Consider the following 14,860-nt stretch of genomic DNA (forward strand, 5'->3'; position numbering starts at 1 on the left):
CCAAACCTCATGGCAGTTGGGCGACGAAGGACGCCGAATTCGACACCGCGCCGAAGACGCCGCCCTGCATCTTGATCATCTTGATCGCGGCGAGGTGGTTGCCGTAGTCGGTCGCGCCGCAGCAATCCTCCAGCATGACGCATTCGAAGCCGCGGTCGTTGGCCTCACGCATCGTGGTGTGCACGCAGACGTCGGTGGTGATGCCGGTGAGCACGATGTTTTCGATGCCGCGCTGGTTGAGGATCAGCTCCAGGTCGGTGGCGCAGAACGAGCCCTTCCCCGGCTTGTCGATGATCGGCTCGCCCTCAGTCGGGTAGAGGTCGGGAATGATGTCCCAGCCCGGCTCGCCGCGCACCAGGATGCGCCCGCAGGGGCCGGGGTCGCCAATGCCGGCATTGATGCGGCGCGAGCGCCAGCGCTTGTTGGCGGGCAGGTCGGCGAGGTCTGGCCGGTGGCCCTCGCGGGTGTGGATGATGGTGTAGCCTTTCGCGCGCATGGCCGACAGCACCGACTTGATCGGCTCGATCGGCGCGCGCACCAGCGACAGGTCGTAGCCCATATGGTCGACATAGCCGCCCGGCCCGCAGAAATCGGTCTGCATGTCGATGATGATTAGCGCCGTATTGTCAGGGCGAAGTTCGCCATTGTAGGGCCATGGATAGGGGTCGGCGTCGATGTAGCGCTGGGTGATCTCGGCTCTGGCGTTCATGGCAAAAACTCCAGTCATTTGGTGATCGACAATTCGCCCGGCGCGCCGGCAAGCGAACGGCTCGGCGATGAGGTGGCGATCATGATGATCAGGGTGAGGATGTAGGGAGCGGCGTAGAACAGATAGTAGCCTTGCGTGACGCCGACCGACTGCAGCGCCGGGCCGAGCGCGCCGGCGCCGCCGAACAGCAAGGCGGCGGCAAAGCAGCCGAGCGGGTTCCAGCGCGCGAAGATGACCAGCGCTACCGCCATCAGCCCCTGGCCGGACGAAATGCGTTCGGTCCAGCTGCCGGGATAGTAGAGCGACAGATAGGCGCCGCCGATGCCGGCTAGCGCTCCGCCGACCCCAGTGGCAATGAGGCGCACGGTGTTGGGGTTGAGGCCCATGGCGCGCGCCGCGTCGGAACTGTCGCCGACCACACGCAGGATCAGGCCGGCGCGGGTGTTGCGGAAAGCCCACCACAGGAACACCGCCAGTGCCGCGCCGATCAGGAACAGCACATTGACGTTGAGCGCCGCCTGTACCTGCGGAATATCGGACCAGTCGCCGAAGGGAATGGCCGGCAGGTCGGGCGCCGACGGCTGGATGAATGGCTTGCCGAAGAAGAAGGCGAGACCGGAGCCGAGCAGCATCAGCGCGATGCCGATGGCGATGTCGTTGACCCCGGGAAATTTGCAGATCCAGCCGTGGAACAGGCCGAAGCACAGGCCGGCCGCGGCGGCCGCCAGCAGGCCGAGCCAGGGCGAGCCGGTCATCACCGCCACCGCATAGGCGGTCATGGCGCCGAAAACCAGCGTGCCCTCGAGGCCGAGATTGATGCGGCCGGAGCGTTCGGTGATGGCTTCGCCAAGCGACACGAAGATGAAGGGTGTCGACACCCGGATGGCGCCGCCGAGGATGGCGAGCGGAACGCCCCACAGTCCGATCTCGGTTGCGTCCATCAGGCGCCTCGCTTCCAGAGGTCGGGATTGAAGGCCTTGAAGCGGCCGTAGAAGGTTTCGCTGAACAGGATGACGACGAACAGCATGCCTTGCAGCACCAGCACGGTGGCATCGGGCAGGTCCATGCGGCGCTGAATCAGGCCGCCGGACGCGTTGATGCCGCCAAGCAGGATGGCGACAGGGATGATGGCCAGCGGGTTGTGGCGGGCAAGGAAGGCAACAAGAATGCCAGTATAGCCGTAGCCGGCGGCGAGCGAGGCATTGGCGCTGCCTTGCACGGCGCCGACTTCCAGCATGCCGGCAAGGCCGGCGAAGCCGCCTGCAAGCGCGGTGAAGCCGACGATCAGCGGTCCGACGGCCAGCCCCTGCACCTGGGCTGCCCTGACATTGCCGCCGGCGATGCGGGCGGCAAAGCCCCAGCGGGTCTTTTCGATCAGCAGCCAGGACAGGACGCAGGCAACGATGCCGACGACAAGGCCCCAATGCACCTCCATGCCCGGAATGTTGCCGATGCGATAGGCGTCGGCCAGCGGCTGGGTCGAGGGTTTGTTGAGCGAGGCGGGATCGCGCAGTGGTCCTTCCACCAGATGGTTCATCAGGGCGATGGCGATATAGGCCATCAGCAGGCTGGAGATGGTTTCGTTGACGGCGCGGTAGTGGCGAAGCGCGCCGACGGCACCGATCCAGATGCCGCCGGCGGCCATGCCCGCCACGCCCATGGCAAGAATGACGATTGATGATGGCGCGCCGCCCAGCGCCACGCCTGTGGCAGCGGCAGCGACGCCGCCGAGCACGATAGCGCCCTCGCCACCGATGACGACGAGGCCGAGCCGGGCCGGCAGCGCCACGCAGAGCGCGGCAAGCAGCAGCGGGGCTCCGCGCGACAGCGAGTTCTGGATCGAAAACCACGAGCCGAAACCGCCGCGCCACATGGTTTCATAGAGCTGGAGCGGCGACTTGCCGACCAGCGCGATGAACAGGCTGAACAGGACCATGCCGACGACCAGAGCCGCGAGCGGAATGACGAAGGCTTCCGCCCGCCGGGCAATCCATTCCAGCGCCGCCGGATAGCTCCTGGCGCCGAACACTGCCGGTGCATCCGCGCTGCTGACCGTATCTGCCATGGCCCGTCTCCGTGCGCGCGTTCAGCTTCAGGCGGTCGAACCGACGACACCCTCGACGAGATAGTCCATGCTTTCGAGTTCGATGGCGGTCTCGACGAAGGCCTGGCCTTCGGTGGCGACGACAACGCCCTTGTTGCTCTTCAACGGACCCTTGATGACGGAGAAGCCACCCTTCATCATCTCGGCCAGCGTGGCGTCGAACTGCTTGTGGGCCGGCTCGCCGACGGCGGGACCAAGCGGGCTCATCTTGACGAAACCATCGGCCAGGCCACCGCGGGTGAAATTGGGCAGCGGCGTGCCGGCGACGAGGTCGTCGACGAACATCTTGTAGACCTTGGCCCAGTTCCATTCGGCGCCGGTCAGGTATTTTTCGGGCGCCAGCGGGCTCTGGTTGGCGTGATAGCCGCAGATGAAGGCGCCGCGTCCGGCGGCCGTCTCGACCACCACCTTCGGGCTGTCGACATGGCAAGTGATGACGTCGGCACCCTGATCGACCAGCGCGTTGGTGGCTTCCGCCTCCTTGACCGCCAGCGACCACTCGCCGGTAAAGATGACCTGGCAGGTGATCGTCGGGTCGACCGAGCGTGCGCCGAGCAGGAAGGAGTTGATGTTGAGCAGCACCTGCGGGATCGGCTTGGCGGCGACGAAGCCGAGCTTCTTGGTCTTCGAGGTGTGGCCGGCGACGACGCCGTTGAGATACTGGCCCATGCCGATATAGCCGAAATAGGAGCCGGCATTCATCGGATGCTTGTCCTTGTTCCACATGCCGCCGCAATGGCGGAACTGCACGTCGGGGAATTTCGCGCACATGGCCAGCATGTGCGGATCGAAATAGCCGAAGGAGGTCGGGAAGATCAGCGAGGCGCCGTCGAGATTGATCATCGATTCCATTGTCTTCTGGACGTCGACCGTCTCGGGGACGTTCTCTTCCTCGACGATGGAGATGCCCTCGATGCCCTTCAGCGCCGCCGCACCCTCGGCATGCGCCTGGTTGTAGCCGTAGTCGTCCTTCGGCCCGACATAGATGAAGCCGACGGTGGCGGCCGCGGCGAAGGCCCTGCTGATGGGAAAGGCTGCCGAGGCAATGCCAAGTGCTGCTCCTGCGGCAGAGGTCTTGAGCAGCTGGCGGCGGCTAAGCATGAATCTGTCGGTCATCTCTTATGCTCCCCTGTAGGACCCTTTTCCGGGTCGGTTAACGCCTTCTCAGGAAAGTGCATGCAATCAGCGTGCCAGTTCAGAAATCAAAATTTATCCAATAAAATCAGTTATACTGCCGATGCTGCCTGCACAAGCGAAAGGCAATTGCATGCACTTTTTGCCTTGAAAATAGCCAGTTTGACAGGTAGATTAAAATAGAGGCATAGAGTGAGGCGACCCGAGTCGGGACTGGCCCGCGAGCCAACCCTGCAAAGGATTGGACGGAGGAGACGTGTCGGGAAAGCGCAGTTTGATCAGGTCGGGCACTACCGTCGATCAGATGGTGAGGGCGATCGGTGACCGCATCGTCACCGGCTTCCTGCGCCCCGGCGAAAAGCTCGATGAGGCTTCGCTCGCCGCCCGCTTCGACGTCTCACGCACGCCGGTGCGCGAGGCGCTCGGTCATCTCAGTGCCATGGGCCTGGTCGAAAGGCGGCCCAACCGGGGCGCCATCGTCGCCGTGGTAACGCAGGAACACCTCGCCTCGATGTTCGAAAGCATGGCCGAACTGGAAGCGATTTGCGCCCGCTTCTCAGCCAAGCGCATGACCGGCGGCGAGCGCCGCGCGCTCGAGATAGAACATCAGGGCTCGGCGCGGCTGGTGCAGCTGGGCGCCGAGGAGGACTATGAATATTTCAACACCGAGTTCCATAGCCGGCTTTATCGCGGCGCCCACAACACGCATATCTATGAAATGACGGTGATGACCCGCAGCCGCCTGGCACCCTTCCGCCGTGCGCAATTCATGCTGCCGGGTCGTCTGGCCAAATCCTGGAAGGAGCATGACGCGATCGTCACCGCGATCATGCGTGGTGATGGCACTGCCGCCGGCAACGCCGCCAGGGATCACGTTTCGATCGTCAGTGAGGCCAGCGCCGTCTTTGCCACCGTCGACCCGGTGCATTCGGATACTATCGCGCCTGCGCGTCTATGATCTCAACGAAGCGGGCGAAGAGACCGGCCTGCGACTTGATCTTGAGCTTGCGGTAGATGTTGCGGCGATGGACCTTCACCGTCCCCGGCACGATCCGCATCGCCCGGGCGATTGATTCCGTGGAATGCCCCTGCAGCACCAGATCGACGACCTGCTTTTCGCGCGAGGTCAGCGACAGGCTCTTCCAGATGTGGGCCCGGTCGAACTCGTTGACCGCAGCGACGGTTTCGCCGCGTGGCGCCGTTGCCGCTTCGTCCGTCGGCAAACCCGGCCAGCGCAGCCTGGCGAAGTTGATCACCGCCGGCGCCATGTCGCGCAGCAGCCTGGCATCGGCGGTTCCGAACGGTCCCGACGCGCGCAATCGCATCAGCGACAGCACCAGCGCATCCTTGCCTGCCAGCGGGACGAAAAAGCCGACCTCCTCGGCAAGCCTGGTCTGGCTGTAGTAGGAGCGATAATATTCGCTGGCATAGAAGCGGTCCGGCGCCAGTTCGCGCATACGCCAGAAGCCTTCCTTGCGCTCGACCGCCGCATGGTGGAACGGGTCGAGCAGATAAGGCCCTTCCTGATAGAGCGCGACGAAGATGTGACTCTCGGTCGGTGAAAATGTCTCGAACAGCATTGGCGGGCGCGCCGCACCGCGATAGCCGAAGACCACGCAGTGATCGAAACTGACATGCTGCCGCAGCCAGTCGACCATCGCCTTGCCGAAAAGGTCACCGCTCGTCTCGCGTGTCGCGGCGATGACGGCGGCGAGGTCGTTGTAGTCGTCGCTGCGGGATGCGCTCAGTTTATACCCCTTTAAACGAGAAAATAGATCAAATATACCACCTGCGAGGTATATACCAGCCGCCATTGGCTCTGGTAGCGTTTCGAAATTGCCCTACAGCGCCGCGCGTCCTTCGGACGCGCAAAGGACGCTGTAGAACTTTGATTTGGCGCATGATCCTTTCCGAAAATCGGTTCCGATTTTCGGGGTCATGCGCGTGCTGGAGCCGCAACCTTGACCGCAGTGCCCGACATCGAGTTTCGCGGCGTGACCAAACGCTACGGCAGCGTGACGGCGGTCAGCGGCATCGATCTCGCCATTCCGCCATCGGCCTTTGTCGCGCTGCTCGGGCCGTCCGGCTGCGGCAAGACCACTTGCCTGCGTATGATCGGCGGGTTTGAACAGCCAAGCGAAGGTGCGGTGTTCATCCGCGGCCAGGATATGGCCGGCACGCCGCCCTATCGGCGGCCGGTCAACATGGTGTTCCAGCAATATGCGCTGTTTCCGCATCTCGATGTCGAGGACAACATTGCGTACGGGCTGCGCCAGGCCCGGCCGCGGCTGTCGTCGCGCGAGATCAGCTTAAGGGCAGGCGAGGCGCTGGCCATGGTGCGGCTTGCCGGCTACGGCCGCCGCAAGATCCACGAGCTTTCCGGCGGCCAGCAGCAGCGTGTCGCGCTGGCGCGCGCGCTGGTCAACAAGCCGGCGGTGCTTTTGCTGGACGAGCCGCTGGCGGCGCTCGACAAGAAGCTGCGCACCGACATGCAGATCGAACTGCAGAACCTGCAGCGCGAGCTCGGCATCACCTTCGTCCTTGTCACCCACGACCAGGAAGAAGCGCTGTCGATGAGCGATTTCGTCTGCGTCATGAATGGCGGCCGCATCGTCCAGCTCGGACAGCCAAGCGAGATCTATGACGAGCCCGCCGATCTCTTCGTCGCCGATTTCGTAGGCAAGACCAATCTGTTGAGCGGCACGGTCGCCGGCTTCTCCGGCGACCTCGTCGAGGTAATGCTGGCCGACGGCACCGTCATTGCAGCGCGCAAGCGGACGACACTGCGCCACGGCGAAGCCGTGTCGGTCAGCCTGCGCCCGGAATCGCTCAGCCTCGGCGCTGCGGCAAGCGGCCGGTTGAAGGGCATTGTCCGCAACCGGATTTTTCTCGGCTCGACCGCGGAGTACGCCATCGAGGTCGAGGGCATCGGAACGCTGCTCGCCAAGGCCGACCATGTGATCGGCCAGGGCAATCTCTTCAAGCCGGGTGAACCCGTCGCCATCGGCTTTGCCACTGGGGCGCCGCTGGCGTTTCCGGAGCCCAAGAACAACGGGACCAACCAGAGGGAAAACAAACATGTCGAAATCCTATCGTGACGGACTGCCGATAAGCCCTGAGAAATTCGTCGATCAACTGATGCGCCTGAAGCGCGGCTCGATCGGCCGCCGCGAGTTCCTTGGCCTCACCGGTCTTGGCATCGCAACGGCGGTGATGGCGCGCGAGCTCGGCATCATGCCGACACCGGCCTACGCCGCGGAAAGCCTTGGCGACCGCATGTCGATCGCCACCTGGCCCAACTATCATGACCCGGCAACGTTCGAGAGCTTCAAGGCCGAGACCGGCGTGGCCGTCGAAGTCAATGTCTTCGGCTCGAACGAGGAAATGCTGGCCAAGCTGCAGGCCGGCGCTTCGGGCTGGAGCCTGTTCGTGCCGACCAACTACACGATCTCGACCTACAAGAAGCTCGCCATCATCGAACCGCTCGACATGGCCAAGCTGGCCAATTTCGACGGCACTCAGGAAGACCCGCGCTTCACCTCGGAAGGCACCATCGACGGGACGATCTATGCAGTGCCGAAGAACTGGGGCACGACAGGATTTTCTGTCAACACCAAGAAGCTGACCAAGCCGATGGCGAGCTGGAAGGAGTTCTGGGACACCGCGATGGCGGAAGGCGATGGCCGCACCATGGTGCATGACTACCAGCTGACCACCATCGGCAATGCGCTGAAGTATTTCGGCTTCTCGTTCAACTCGCTGAAGCCGGACGAGCTCGCCAAGGCGGAGGAATTGCTACTCAAGGTCAAGCCGCATCTGTTCGCGGTTTCCAGCGACTATCAGCCGTCGATGCGCGCCGGCGACGCCTGGATGACGATGTGCTGGACCAATGATGGGGCGCAGCTCAATCGGGACATTCCCGAGATTGCCTATGTGCTGGGCAAGGAAGGCGGCGAGATCTGGACCGACTTCTACGCCATCCCCAAGGATGCGCCGAACAAGCCCGCCGGCTATGCGCTGCTCAACTACCTGATGAACCCGAAAATTGCGGTCAAGGAGCATCTTGCCAACGGTGCGCCGTCGACCGATGCGCGGGTCAATGCGCTGCTGCCCAAGGAGGTTCTGGACAATCCGATCCTCTATCCCGCGGCGGAACTGTTGAAGCCGCTGGAATTCGGCGCGGCGGCGACGCTGACCGATCCGGGCCGCGCCGAGCTGATGGCCCGCTTCAAGTCGGCTTGAACGGCCGGCCTGACGCAGACACTTGACCGGCGGGCCTATGTCCGCCGGAACCGGGGACGGTTCTCTAATGCATGGCAGCCTTTTTCGCAGAAACCTTGTGACCGCCTTGCTGCTCGGTCCGGCGGCCGCATGGCTGGTCGTCTTCCTGGTGTTGCCATTCGTCGCCATCGCCGTCTTCAGCGTCGGCGAGCGGGCGCCGGAAGGCGGCTACCAGGCCGCCTTCACGCTGGCGCAATATGCCAATCTGCCGGCGCGGGCGACCGCCTTCTGGAACACGATGGTGCTGGCGCCGATAGGCGCGCTGGCCTGCCTGCTCGTCGCCTATCCGGTTGCCTATTACCTCGCCCTGCGCGCGCCGGAGCGCTGGCGGCTGATCCTGCTCGCACTCGTCGTCATCCCGTTCTGGACCAGCCTTTTGATGCGCACCTATGCCTGGATGTATGTGCTTGGCGGACGCGGCATCCCGGCGTTGCTGGCCTATATCGGGCTCGAAGATGTCAGGCTGATCAACACGCCGGGCGCGGTGCTGCTCGGCATCGTCTATGGCTATCTGCCGCTGATGATCCTGCCGATCTATGTCAGCCTCGAGCGGCTCGACCGCCGGCTGCTGGAAGCTTCCGCCGATCTCGGTGCTACGCCCATCTCGACATTCCTAGGCGTGACGCTGCGGCTGTCGCTGCCGGGCGTCATGACCGGCTTCTCGCTGGTGATGATCCTGCTGCTCGGCGAATATCTGATCCCGACGCTGCTTGGCGGCGGCAAGGTGTTCTTCATCGGCAATGCGCTGGTCGATCTGTTCCTGCAGTCGCGCAACTGGCCGTTCGGTTCGGCCATCGCCATCACGCTGGTTCTGGTCTCGGTGGTGGTGCTGATCGCCGCCAACCGCATCTCGACCCGGCTTTCCGGCGCTCGCCGGGTGGATATGATCTGATGCGCGCCTTCGTCGTTGCCGTCTTTGCCTTCCTCTATCTGCCGATCGCGCTGGTGGTGCTGTTCTCGTTCAACGCCGGCCACCACGCCAGCGAGTTCACCGGCTTTTCCGTGCAATGGTACGGCAAGGCGCTGTCGAACCCGTTCCTGGTCGAAGCGCTGAAGAACAGCCTGTTCATCGCCACCACCAGCGCCTTGCTGGCGGCGCTGTGCGGCACCGCGGCGGCACTCGGCCTGCAGCGGGTCAGCGTGCGGACGCGGGCTGTCTTCGACGCGTTGCTGGGTGCGGCGATCGTCGTTCCGGGCGTCGTCATCGGCATCTCGACGCTGGTCGCGCTGGTCCAGCTGTTTGCCGTCGTCAATCCGTTCCTCGCCTCGCTGTGGCCGAACGACCAGCCGCCGCGCCTGGCGCTCGGCTATGGCTCGATCATCGCCGCGCATGGGCTGTTTTCGATGGCGCTGGTGGCGATGATCGTCGGCACCAGGCTTGGTAGCCTCGACCGCAACCTGGTCGAGGCGTCGAGCGATCTCTACGCCACGCCGCTGACGACGTTCCGTTCGATCGTGCTGCCGCAGATCCTGCCGGCGGTGATCGCCGGCTTCCTGCTCGCCTTCACATTTTCGTTCGACGATTTCATCGTCGCCTTCTTCGTCGCCGGCGCGCAGACGACCTTGCCTATCTATGTTTTTGCCTCGATCCGGCGCGGGGTGACGCCGGAGATCAACGCCATTGCGACGATCGTGCTCGTCGCCTCCATCCTGCTCGTGGTGCTTGCCCAATGGCAGTTGCGCCAACGAAAACCATCGCACTGAAAGACGACATCATGATTTTGAGAGATCGCATCGCCGTGGTGACGGGCGCCGGGTCGGGCATCGGGCGCGCCGGCGCCATGATCATGGGGAAGGAAGGGGCGGTGGTGGTGATCGCCGACCGGGATCAGGCGGCCGGTGAAGCAACGGCCTGCGACATCCGTGCTGCCGGCGGCAGGGCCGAGGCGGTGGCGACCGATGTCGGCGAGGACGCAGCGGTCGAGCAGCTCATTGCCGGCACGCTCAGCCAGCATGGACGGATCGACATCCTGCACAATCATGCCGGCATCCAGGTCGGCGGCACGCTGACCGAAGTCGGCATCGACGGCATGGATGCCTCGTGGCGGATCAATGTGCGGGCGCAGTTTCTGGCGGCGAGGATCGTCATGCCGTCGATGATCGCACAGGGCGGCGGCGTCATCCTCAACACCGCTTCCAATTCAGGGGTGTTCTACGACCGCGAGATGATCGCCTATGCGACGTCGAAGCATGCCGTGGTGGCGATGACCAGACAGATGTCGCTCGACTATGCCCGACACAATGTCCGCGTCAACGCGCTCTGTCCGGGCTGGGTCGACACGCCGTTCAACGAGCCGTTCATCGCGCAGATGGGCGGACGCGAGGCGATCGAGCGCTATGTCCGCACCAAGATCCCGATGCAGCGCTGGGCGAGTGCCGAAGAGATCGCCGAAGCGATCCTGTTTCTGGTCTCCGACCGCTCGTCCTTCATGACCGGCCAGGCTTTGGTGATCGACGGCGGTGAAAGCATCGGCTGAGCTGTTGCTTGTGTCCGCGTCGCCTCAGACGTGCTTGCGGCCGCCGGCTTCGCGGAACCAGCTGTCGGGATAGGGATACCACCATTCCTGGATTGCCGGCTTGTGGTCGATGATCACCATCTTCGAGCGCCGGAAAGCATCCAGCCCCTGGCGTCCGAGCTCACGGCCGAGGCCCGAGGCCTTCCAGCCGCCGAAGGGCAGCGCGTCATTGTCGATCAGCGGATTGTTGACCCAGACCATGCCGGCCTCGAGCCGCTCGGCCGCCTCATGCGCCTCGGCAAGATCAGTGGTGAAGACGGAAGCGCCGAGCCCGAACGGGCTGTCATTGGCGAACCTGATCGCCTCGTCGAAATCTCTCACCCGGCAGATCGCGGCGACCGGCCCAAAGCACTCTTCGCGCACGATGGCCATATCAGGCGTGACGCCAGTGAGGATGGTCGGCTCGTAGAACCAGCCGACATTGTGCGCCGGCGGAATGCGTCCGCCAGTAACCGCTTTGGCGCCGCTGCGGATGGCATCGTCGACCAGCCGCATCACTTTCGCCCGTGCCGCCTCGCTGACCAGCGGCCCGATCTCGGTTTTGTCCAGCCCGTTGCCGATGCGCAGCGCGCGGGTCTTCTGCGCAAACAGATCGACAAAACGGTCATGCACGGAATCGACGACGAAGAAGCGCTCGGCCGAGGTGCAGACCTGGCCGGTGAGATGGAATGCGGCGGTGACGCTACCGGCCGCCGCCACATCGAGCGGGGCATGTTCGCTGATGATCAGCGGATCGCTGCCGCCGGCCTCGATGACGCACGGCTTCATGCGTTCGGCGCAAGCCACTGCAACCGCCTTGCCGGCGGCGACCGAGCCGGTGAAGGCAACGGCATGGGTGCGGTCGGAAGCGATCAGCGCCTGCGCGGTGGCCGTGCCGCCGGGCACGCAGGAGACCAGGCCTTCGGGCAGCGAGCGGAACACGGTCATGTAATCGAGGGTCGACAGCGTCGTCGCCTCGGCAGGCTTGATGATGCAGGCATTGCCGGCGGCAAGCGAAGCAGCGACGGTCCAGCACATCAGCAGGATCGGGAAGTTGTAGGGCATGATGTGGACGGAGACGCCGTAAGGCTCGTAGCGCGCATATTGGAACGAGCCCGCCTGCGTCGTGCCGGCGACCTTGCCCGCATCGTCCCGCGCCATCTCGGCATAGTAGCGGAAGATCGGCGCGCAATTGGCGATCTCGCCGATGGCTTCCGGATAGGGCTTGCCCATCTCGCGCACCATCAGCTCGGCGCAGCGGGTGAAGTCTGCCGCCTCGATGGCGTTGGCGACCGCGTGCAGATGCTTGGCGCGACTCTTGGCGTCGAGCTTTTTCCACACCGCTTGCGCCTTCGTTGCCGCTGTCAGCACGGCGTCGATCTCGCCATCGCTGGCCGACGCGATCGCGCCAACCGTTTCCAGCGTCGCCGGATCGATCACCGGTTTGTTCGCGCCGGCCATGGGCCGGTAATCCGGATTGACGAAGAAAGCCGGCCGGTCAGCGGAGAAGTCCATGGTCGTCCTTTCAAGTCCGCTCAGCGGATCATGTAGACCTTCTTGATCGTCTCGTGGACGGTGCAGACGCCCTTCCAGTCCTGCGGGAAGAACGCCGCCGTGTCGGGCTCGATCTCGATCACCTCGCCGGATTCGTGGACGTAGGTGCAGCGGCCCTCGAGAAAATGGCAGAACTCGTCGCGTGTGACGTGGCAGTGCCATTTGCCGGGCGTGCAGACCCACAGACCGCATTCGGAACGGCCCTCCGGCCCCTTGTGCAACAGCTTGCCGGAAGTGCGGGATTCGCCTTCGATCATTGTCGGAATGACGCCCCAGTCGACGAGGTCGGTAATGGCGAGCGGCGATTTCATGATCGGCGTGGTCATATGGATATTCCTTGATGAGTTTCGGTGCTTACCGGCACATGAAGACCTTGGTCAGCGTTTCGGTGATGATGGAGGTGCCGGTCCAGCCTGCGGGGAAGAACACCAGCGTCCCGGCCTCGACCGGGACCTGCTCGCCATTCTCATGGATATAGCTGCCGCGCCCGGACAGGAAATGGCAGAACTCATCGGCCGCGAAGATGATGTGGCGCGTGCCGGGCGTGCATGACCACAGGCCGCATTCGCTCGATCCGTCCGAATTCTGCGACAGGATCTTGCCGGAGGCGTGCGGCGAACCGGCGATCGGCGACGAGCTCGCGCCCCAGTCGTCCAGCGCTACCGAGGCAGCGTTCGGCCAATAAGGTGTCGGCATATATTGGAACTCCAGTGATCAGGCTAGCATGCAGATGTTGCGGATGGTCTCGTGGACAGTGCATTCGCCGGCCCAGCCGGCCGGGAACATGACCACGGTTTGCGCGGCGACTTCTATCACCTCGCCGACATCCGATCGGTAGGTCGCGCGGCCGGCGACGAAATGGCACAATTCGTCGCGCGGGATCGCCAGCCGCCAGCGGCCCGGCGTGCAGACCCAGATGCCGGATTCCGGCTGGTTGTTCGGCCCCTTGTGCACCAGCCTGCCGGTGGAGTGCGACGCGCCGTCCAGCGCATCCGGCTGGGCGCCCCAGTCGACGAGGTCGGTGCGCGTTGAGGCTTGGCGGAGGTGCGGCGCGGAGGAGGTCATGGGCGTGCTCCATGATCATGATGCTCAATCGCGATCCGCTGCCGCCCTGCGAGGCCCCCCTCTGTCCTGCCGGACATCTCCCCCTCAAGGGGGGAGATTGGCAGCCCCAATGACGGCACATTTCTTGTGAGCTCTGCGATTGGCGAAAGCGGTGGCGACAGCTGATCTCCCCCCTTGAGGGGGAGATGGCCGGCAGGCCAGAGGGGGGTGCCTTGGCTCAGAACCTCAAGCATTGCACTCACAGCAGCGTCTCCAGCAACCCCGCAGCCTTCTCCGGTCCATTCTGCGACCGCATCTGCGCCGAGGTCTTCGCCAGCTTCGCCTTCATTTTCGGGTCGGTCAGGCAAGCCTCTAGCTTGGCGATCAGCTGGGCATCGGTCCAGTCGTAGCGCGGCATGCCGAAACCGTGGCCGGTCTCCTCGACGCGTGTGGCGTTGTCGTGGCCGTCCCAGACATAGGGCATGATGATGGCCGGTTTGCCGAAATAGAGGCACTCGGTGAACGAGTTGTTGCCGCCATGGTGGATCACGGCGTCGACCTGCGGGATGACCGAGGGCTGCGGGAACCAGCTGTCGACGATGACGTTGCCGGGCACGTCTGTGTACTGATCCTTGTAGCCGCCGACATTGACCAGCGCGCGGTAGCGCGTCTTGCCCAATGTCGCGATGATGCGCTTCAGCAAATCGACATCGCCGGCGCCCAGGCTGCCGAAGGAGACATAGAGCAGCGGCCCGTCATTGCTCTCAGCAAAAGTGGGCACCGTGTACGGCTTCTCCTGCCGCACGCAGCCTTCGAGATACTGGAATTTTGCCGGATCGAGCGGATGGCGGCGCTTGAATTTCGCTGCTTCGGGGTAGAGCAGCAAATTGAGAAAGGGCGAGGCCTCGAAGAATTGGCCGACCGGATAGGGCGCCTCGTTGTTGGCGGTGAGGAAGGCGTTGAAGTCGTCATGGATCGGCTTGATGACGGCGTTGAAATGATCGCGGTAGCGCTGGTGTCCGGCATGGTCGTTCTCGCCACAGCCGGAGAGATGCGGCGGGATGTCCTCGTCCTCGATTTCGTTTTCCGAGCAGGAGATGACGCGCACCCACGGCTTGCCGTACTGCTTGATCGCCGGGAACAGGATGACGTTGTCGACGCAGATCACGTCGGGCTTGATGGCGTTGAGAACGCGCGGCAGATCCTTCTGCGCCCATTTGGCGCTGTCGACGATCGCCGTCCAGCAATCCTTGACGTAATTGTCGACCTGGTCGTAGGGCGATTTGCGGAAATTCGGGATGTGGCCGTTGATGAAGTCCTCCCAGAACTTGGCCATCTGCTCGGGCGGCATCGGCTCGGACAGGTTCACCGGATGGGCCTCGAAGCCGTAACCCTTGTAGACGTCGACGAAGCCGGGATCGGACAGGAACACCGCTTTGTGGCCGCGTGCCTCGACGGCCTGGGCGATGCCGACGGAATTGAGCGCCGGGCCAAAGGCCGCTTCGGGGAAAAACGCGATCGTCTTTTGCGCCATCAGGC

Annotated in this window: 16 protein-coding genes; 6 read left to right on the plus strand and 10 right to left on the minus strand. The window is 63.9% G+C overall.

The features are described 5' to 3' along the window. Positions 1–7: 7 nt before the first annotated feature. The 4 genes from biuH to AC1DXU_RS25850 are packed head-to-tail and all read right to left on the minus strand — an operon-like array spanning position 8 to position 3,929. Complete coding sequence (gene biuH / locus AC1DXU_RS25835) at positions 8–709, minus strand: biuret amidohydrolase (protein WP_477373537.1); 702 nt, start codon at positions 707–709, stop codon at positions 8–10. Positions 710–723: 14 nt separating this feature from the next. Beyond that, positions 724–1,650 carry an ABC transporter permease gene (locus tag AC1DXU_RS25840; protein WP_477318759.1) on the minus strand — a complete coding sequence of 309 codons (927 nt, stop codon included), beginning with the start codon at positions 1,648–1,650 and terminating at the stop codon, positions 724–726. Continuing rightward, on the minus strand, positions 1,650–2,774 hold the full coding sequence (locus AC1DXU_RS25845) for an ABC transporter permease (RefSeq protein WP_477373539.1): 1,125 nt from the start codon (positions 2,772–2,774) through the stop codon (positions 1,650–1,652). The genes AC1DXU_RS25840 and AC1DXU_RS25845 overlap by 1 nt, the downstream gene beginning before the upstream one ends. 27 nt (positions 2,775–2,801) lie before the next feature. After that, positions 2,802–3,929 carry a BMP family ABC transporter substrate-binding protein gene (locus tag AC1DXU_RS25850; protein ID WP_477318763.1) on the minus strand — a complete coding sequence of 376 codons (1,128 nt, stop codon included), beginning with the start codon at positions 3,927–3,929 and terminating at the stop codon, positions 2,802–2,804. Between the two features lie 292 nt (positions 3,930–4,221). On the opposite strand from AC1DXU_RS25850, the gene AC1DXU_RS25855 reads away from it, so the two are divergent. Continuing rightward, positions 4,222–4,905: a GntR family transcriptional regulator gene (locus AC1DXU_RS25855; protein WP_477318765.1), complete on the plus strand. Its 684-nt coding sequence runs from the start codon at positions 4,222–4,224 to the stop codon at positions 4,903–4,905. Here the strand turns inward: AC1DXU_RS25855 and AC1DXU_RS25860 are convergent. Further along, complete coding sequence (locus AC1DXU_RS25860) at positions 4,883–5,605, minus strand: response regulator transcription factor (RefSeq protein WP_477318767.1); 723 nt, start codon at positions 5,603–5,605, stop codon at positions 4,883–4,885. The two genes, AC1DXU_RS25855 and AC1DXU_RS25860, sit on opposite strands and share 23 nt — an antisense overlap. Positions 5,606–5,908: 303 nt before the next feature. Between AC1DXU_RS25860 and AC1DXU_RS25865 the strand changes: the two genes are divergently transcribed. The 5 genes from AC1DXU_RS25865 to AC1DXU_RS25885 all read left to right on the plus strand — a co-directional run bounded on the left by AC1DXU_RS25865 (position 5,909) and on the right by AC1DXU_RS25885 (position 10,705). After that, the gene (locus AC1DXU_RS25865) at positions 5,909–7,045 is read left to right on the plus strand and encodes an ABC transporter ATP-binding protein (protein WP_477373541.1); all 1,137 of its coding nucleotides are present in this window, start codon (positions 5,909–5,911) and stop codon (positions 7,043–7,045) included. After that, positions 7,026–8,189: an ABC transporter substrate-binding protein gene (locus AC1DXU_RS25870; RefSeq protein WP_477373543.1), complete on the plus strand. Its 1,164-nt coding sequence runs from the start codon at positions 7,026–7,028 to the stop codon at positions 8,187–8,189. Before AC1DXU_RS25865 ends, AC1DXU_RS25870 begins: the two co-directional genes overlap by 20 nt. Before the next feature lie 67 nt (positions 8,190–8,256). Next, on the plus strand, positions 8,257–9,120 hold the full coding sequence (locus AC1DXU_RS25875; protein WP_477373545.1) for an ABC transporter permease: 864 nt from the start codon (positions 8,257–8,259) through the stop codon (positions 9,118–9,120). Next, positions 9,120–9,932 (plus strand): ABC transporter permease, encoded by an 813-nt coding sequence (locus AC1DXU_RS25880; protein ID WP_477373547.1) that lies wholly within the window; start codon positions 9,120–9,122, stop codon positions 9,930–9,932. Before AC1DXU_RS25875 ends, AC1DXU_RS25880 begins: the two co-directional genes overlap by 1 nt. Positions 9,933–9,943: 11 nt before the next feature. Next, positions 9,944–10,705, plus strand: a complete 762-nt coding sequence (locus AC1DXU_RS25885; protein WP_477373549.1) for an SDR family NAD(P)-dependent oxidoreductase — start codon at positions 9,944–9,946, stop codon at positions 10,703–10,705. A 24-nt stretch (positions 10,706–10,729) separates the two neighbouring features. Here the strand turns inward: AC1DXU_RS25885 and AC1DXU_RS25890 are convergent, their stop codons facing one another. The 5 genes from AC1DXU_RS25890 to AC1DXU_RS25910 all read right to left on the minus strand — a co-directional run bounded on the left by AC1DXU_RS25890 (position 10,730) and on the right by AC1DXU_RS25910 (position 14,855). Further along, complete coding sequence (locus tag AC1DXU_RS25890; protein ID WP_477373551.1) at positions 10,730–12,238, minus strand: aldehyde dehydrogenase family protein; 1,509 nt, start codon at positions 12,236–12,238, stop codon at positions 10,730–10,732. Positions 12,239–12,258: 20 nt separating this feature from the next. Further along, positions 12,259–12,603 (minus strand): cupin domain-containing protein, encoded by a 345-nt coding sequence (locus tag AC1DXU_RS25895; RefSeq protein ID WP_477318781.1) that lies wholly within the window; start codon positions 12,601–12,603, stop codon positions 12,259–12,261. Positions 12,604–12,631: 28 nt separating this feature from the next. Further along, positions 12,632–12,973 carry a cupin domain-containing protein gene (locus AC1DXU_RS25900; RefSeq protein ID WP_477373553.1) on the minus strand — a complete coding sequence of 114 codons (342 nt, stop codon included), beginning with the start codon at positions 12,971–12,973 and terminating at the stop codon, positions 12,632–12,634. 18 nt (positions 12,974–12,991) lie between these two features. Next, complete coding sequence (locus AC1DXU_RS25905; protein ID WP_477373555.1) at positions 12,992–13,342, minus strand: cupin domain-containing protein; 351 nt, start codon at positions 13,340–13,342, stop codon at positions 12,992–12,994. A gap of 238 nt (positions 13,343–13,580) precedes the next feature. Further along, positions 13,581–14,855, minus strand: coding sequence for a glycosyltransferase (locus AC1DXU_RS25910; RefSeq protein WP_477373557.1), 1,275 nt, complete (start codon positions 14,853–14,855; stop codon positions 13,581–13,583). Positions 14,856–14,860 lie beyond the last annotated feature (5 nt).

The sequence above is a fragment of the Mesorhizobium sp. P3_A10 genome (genome assembly GCF_056403175.1).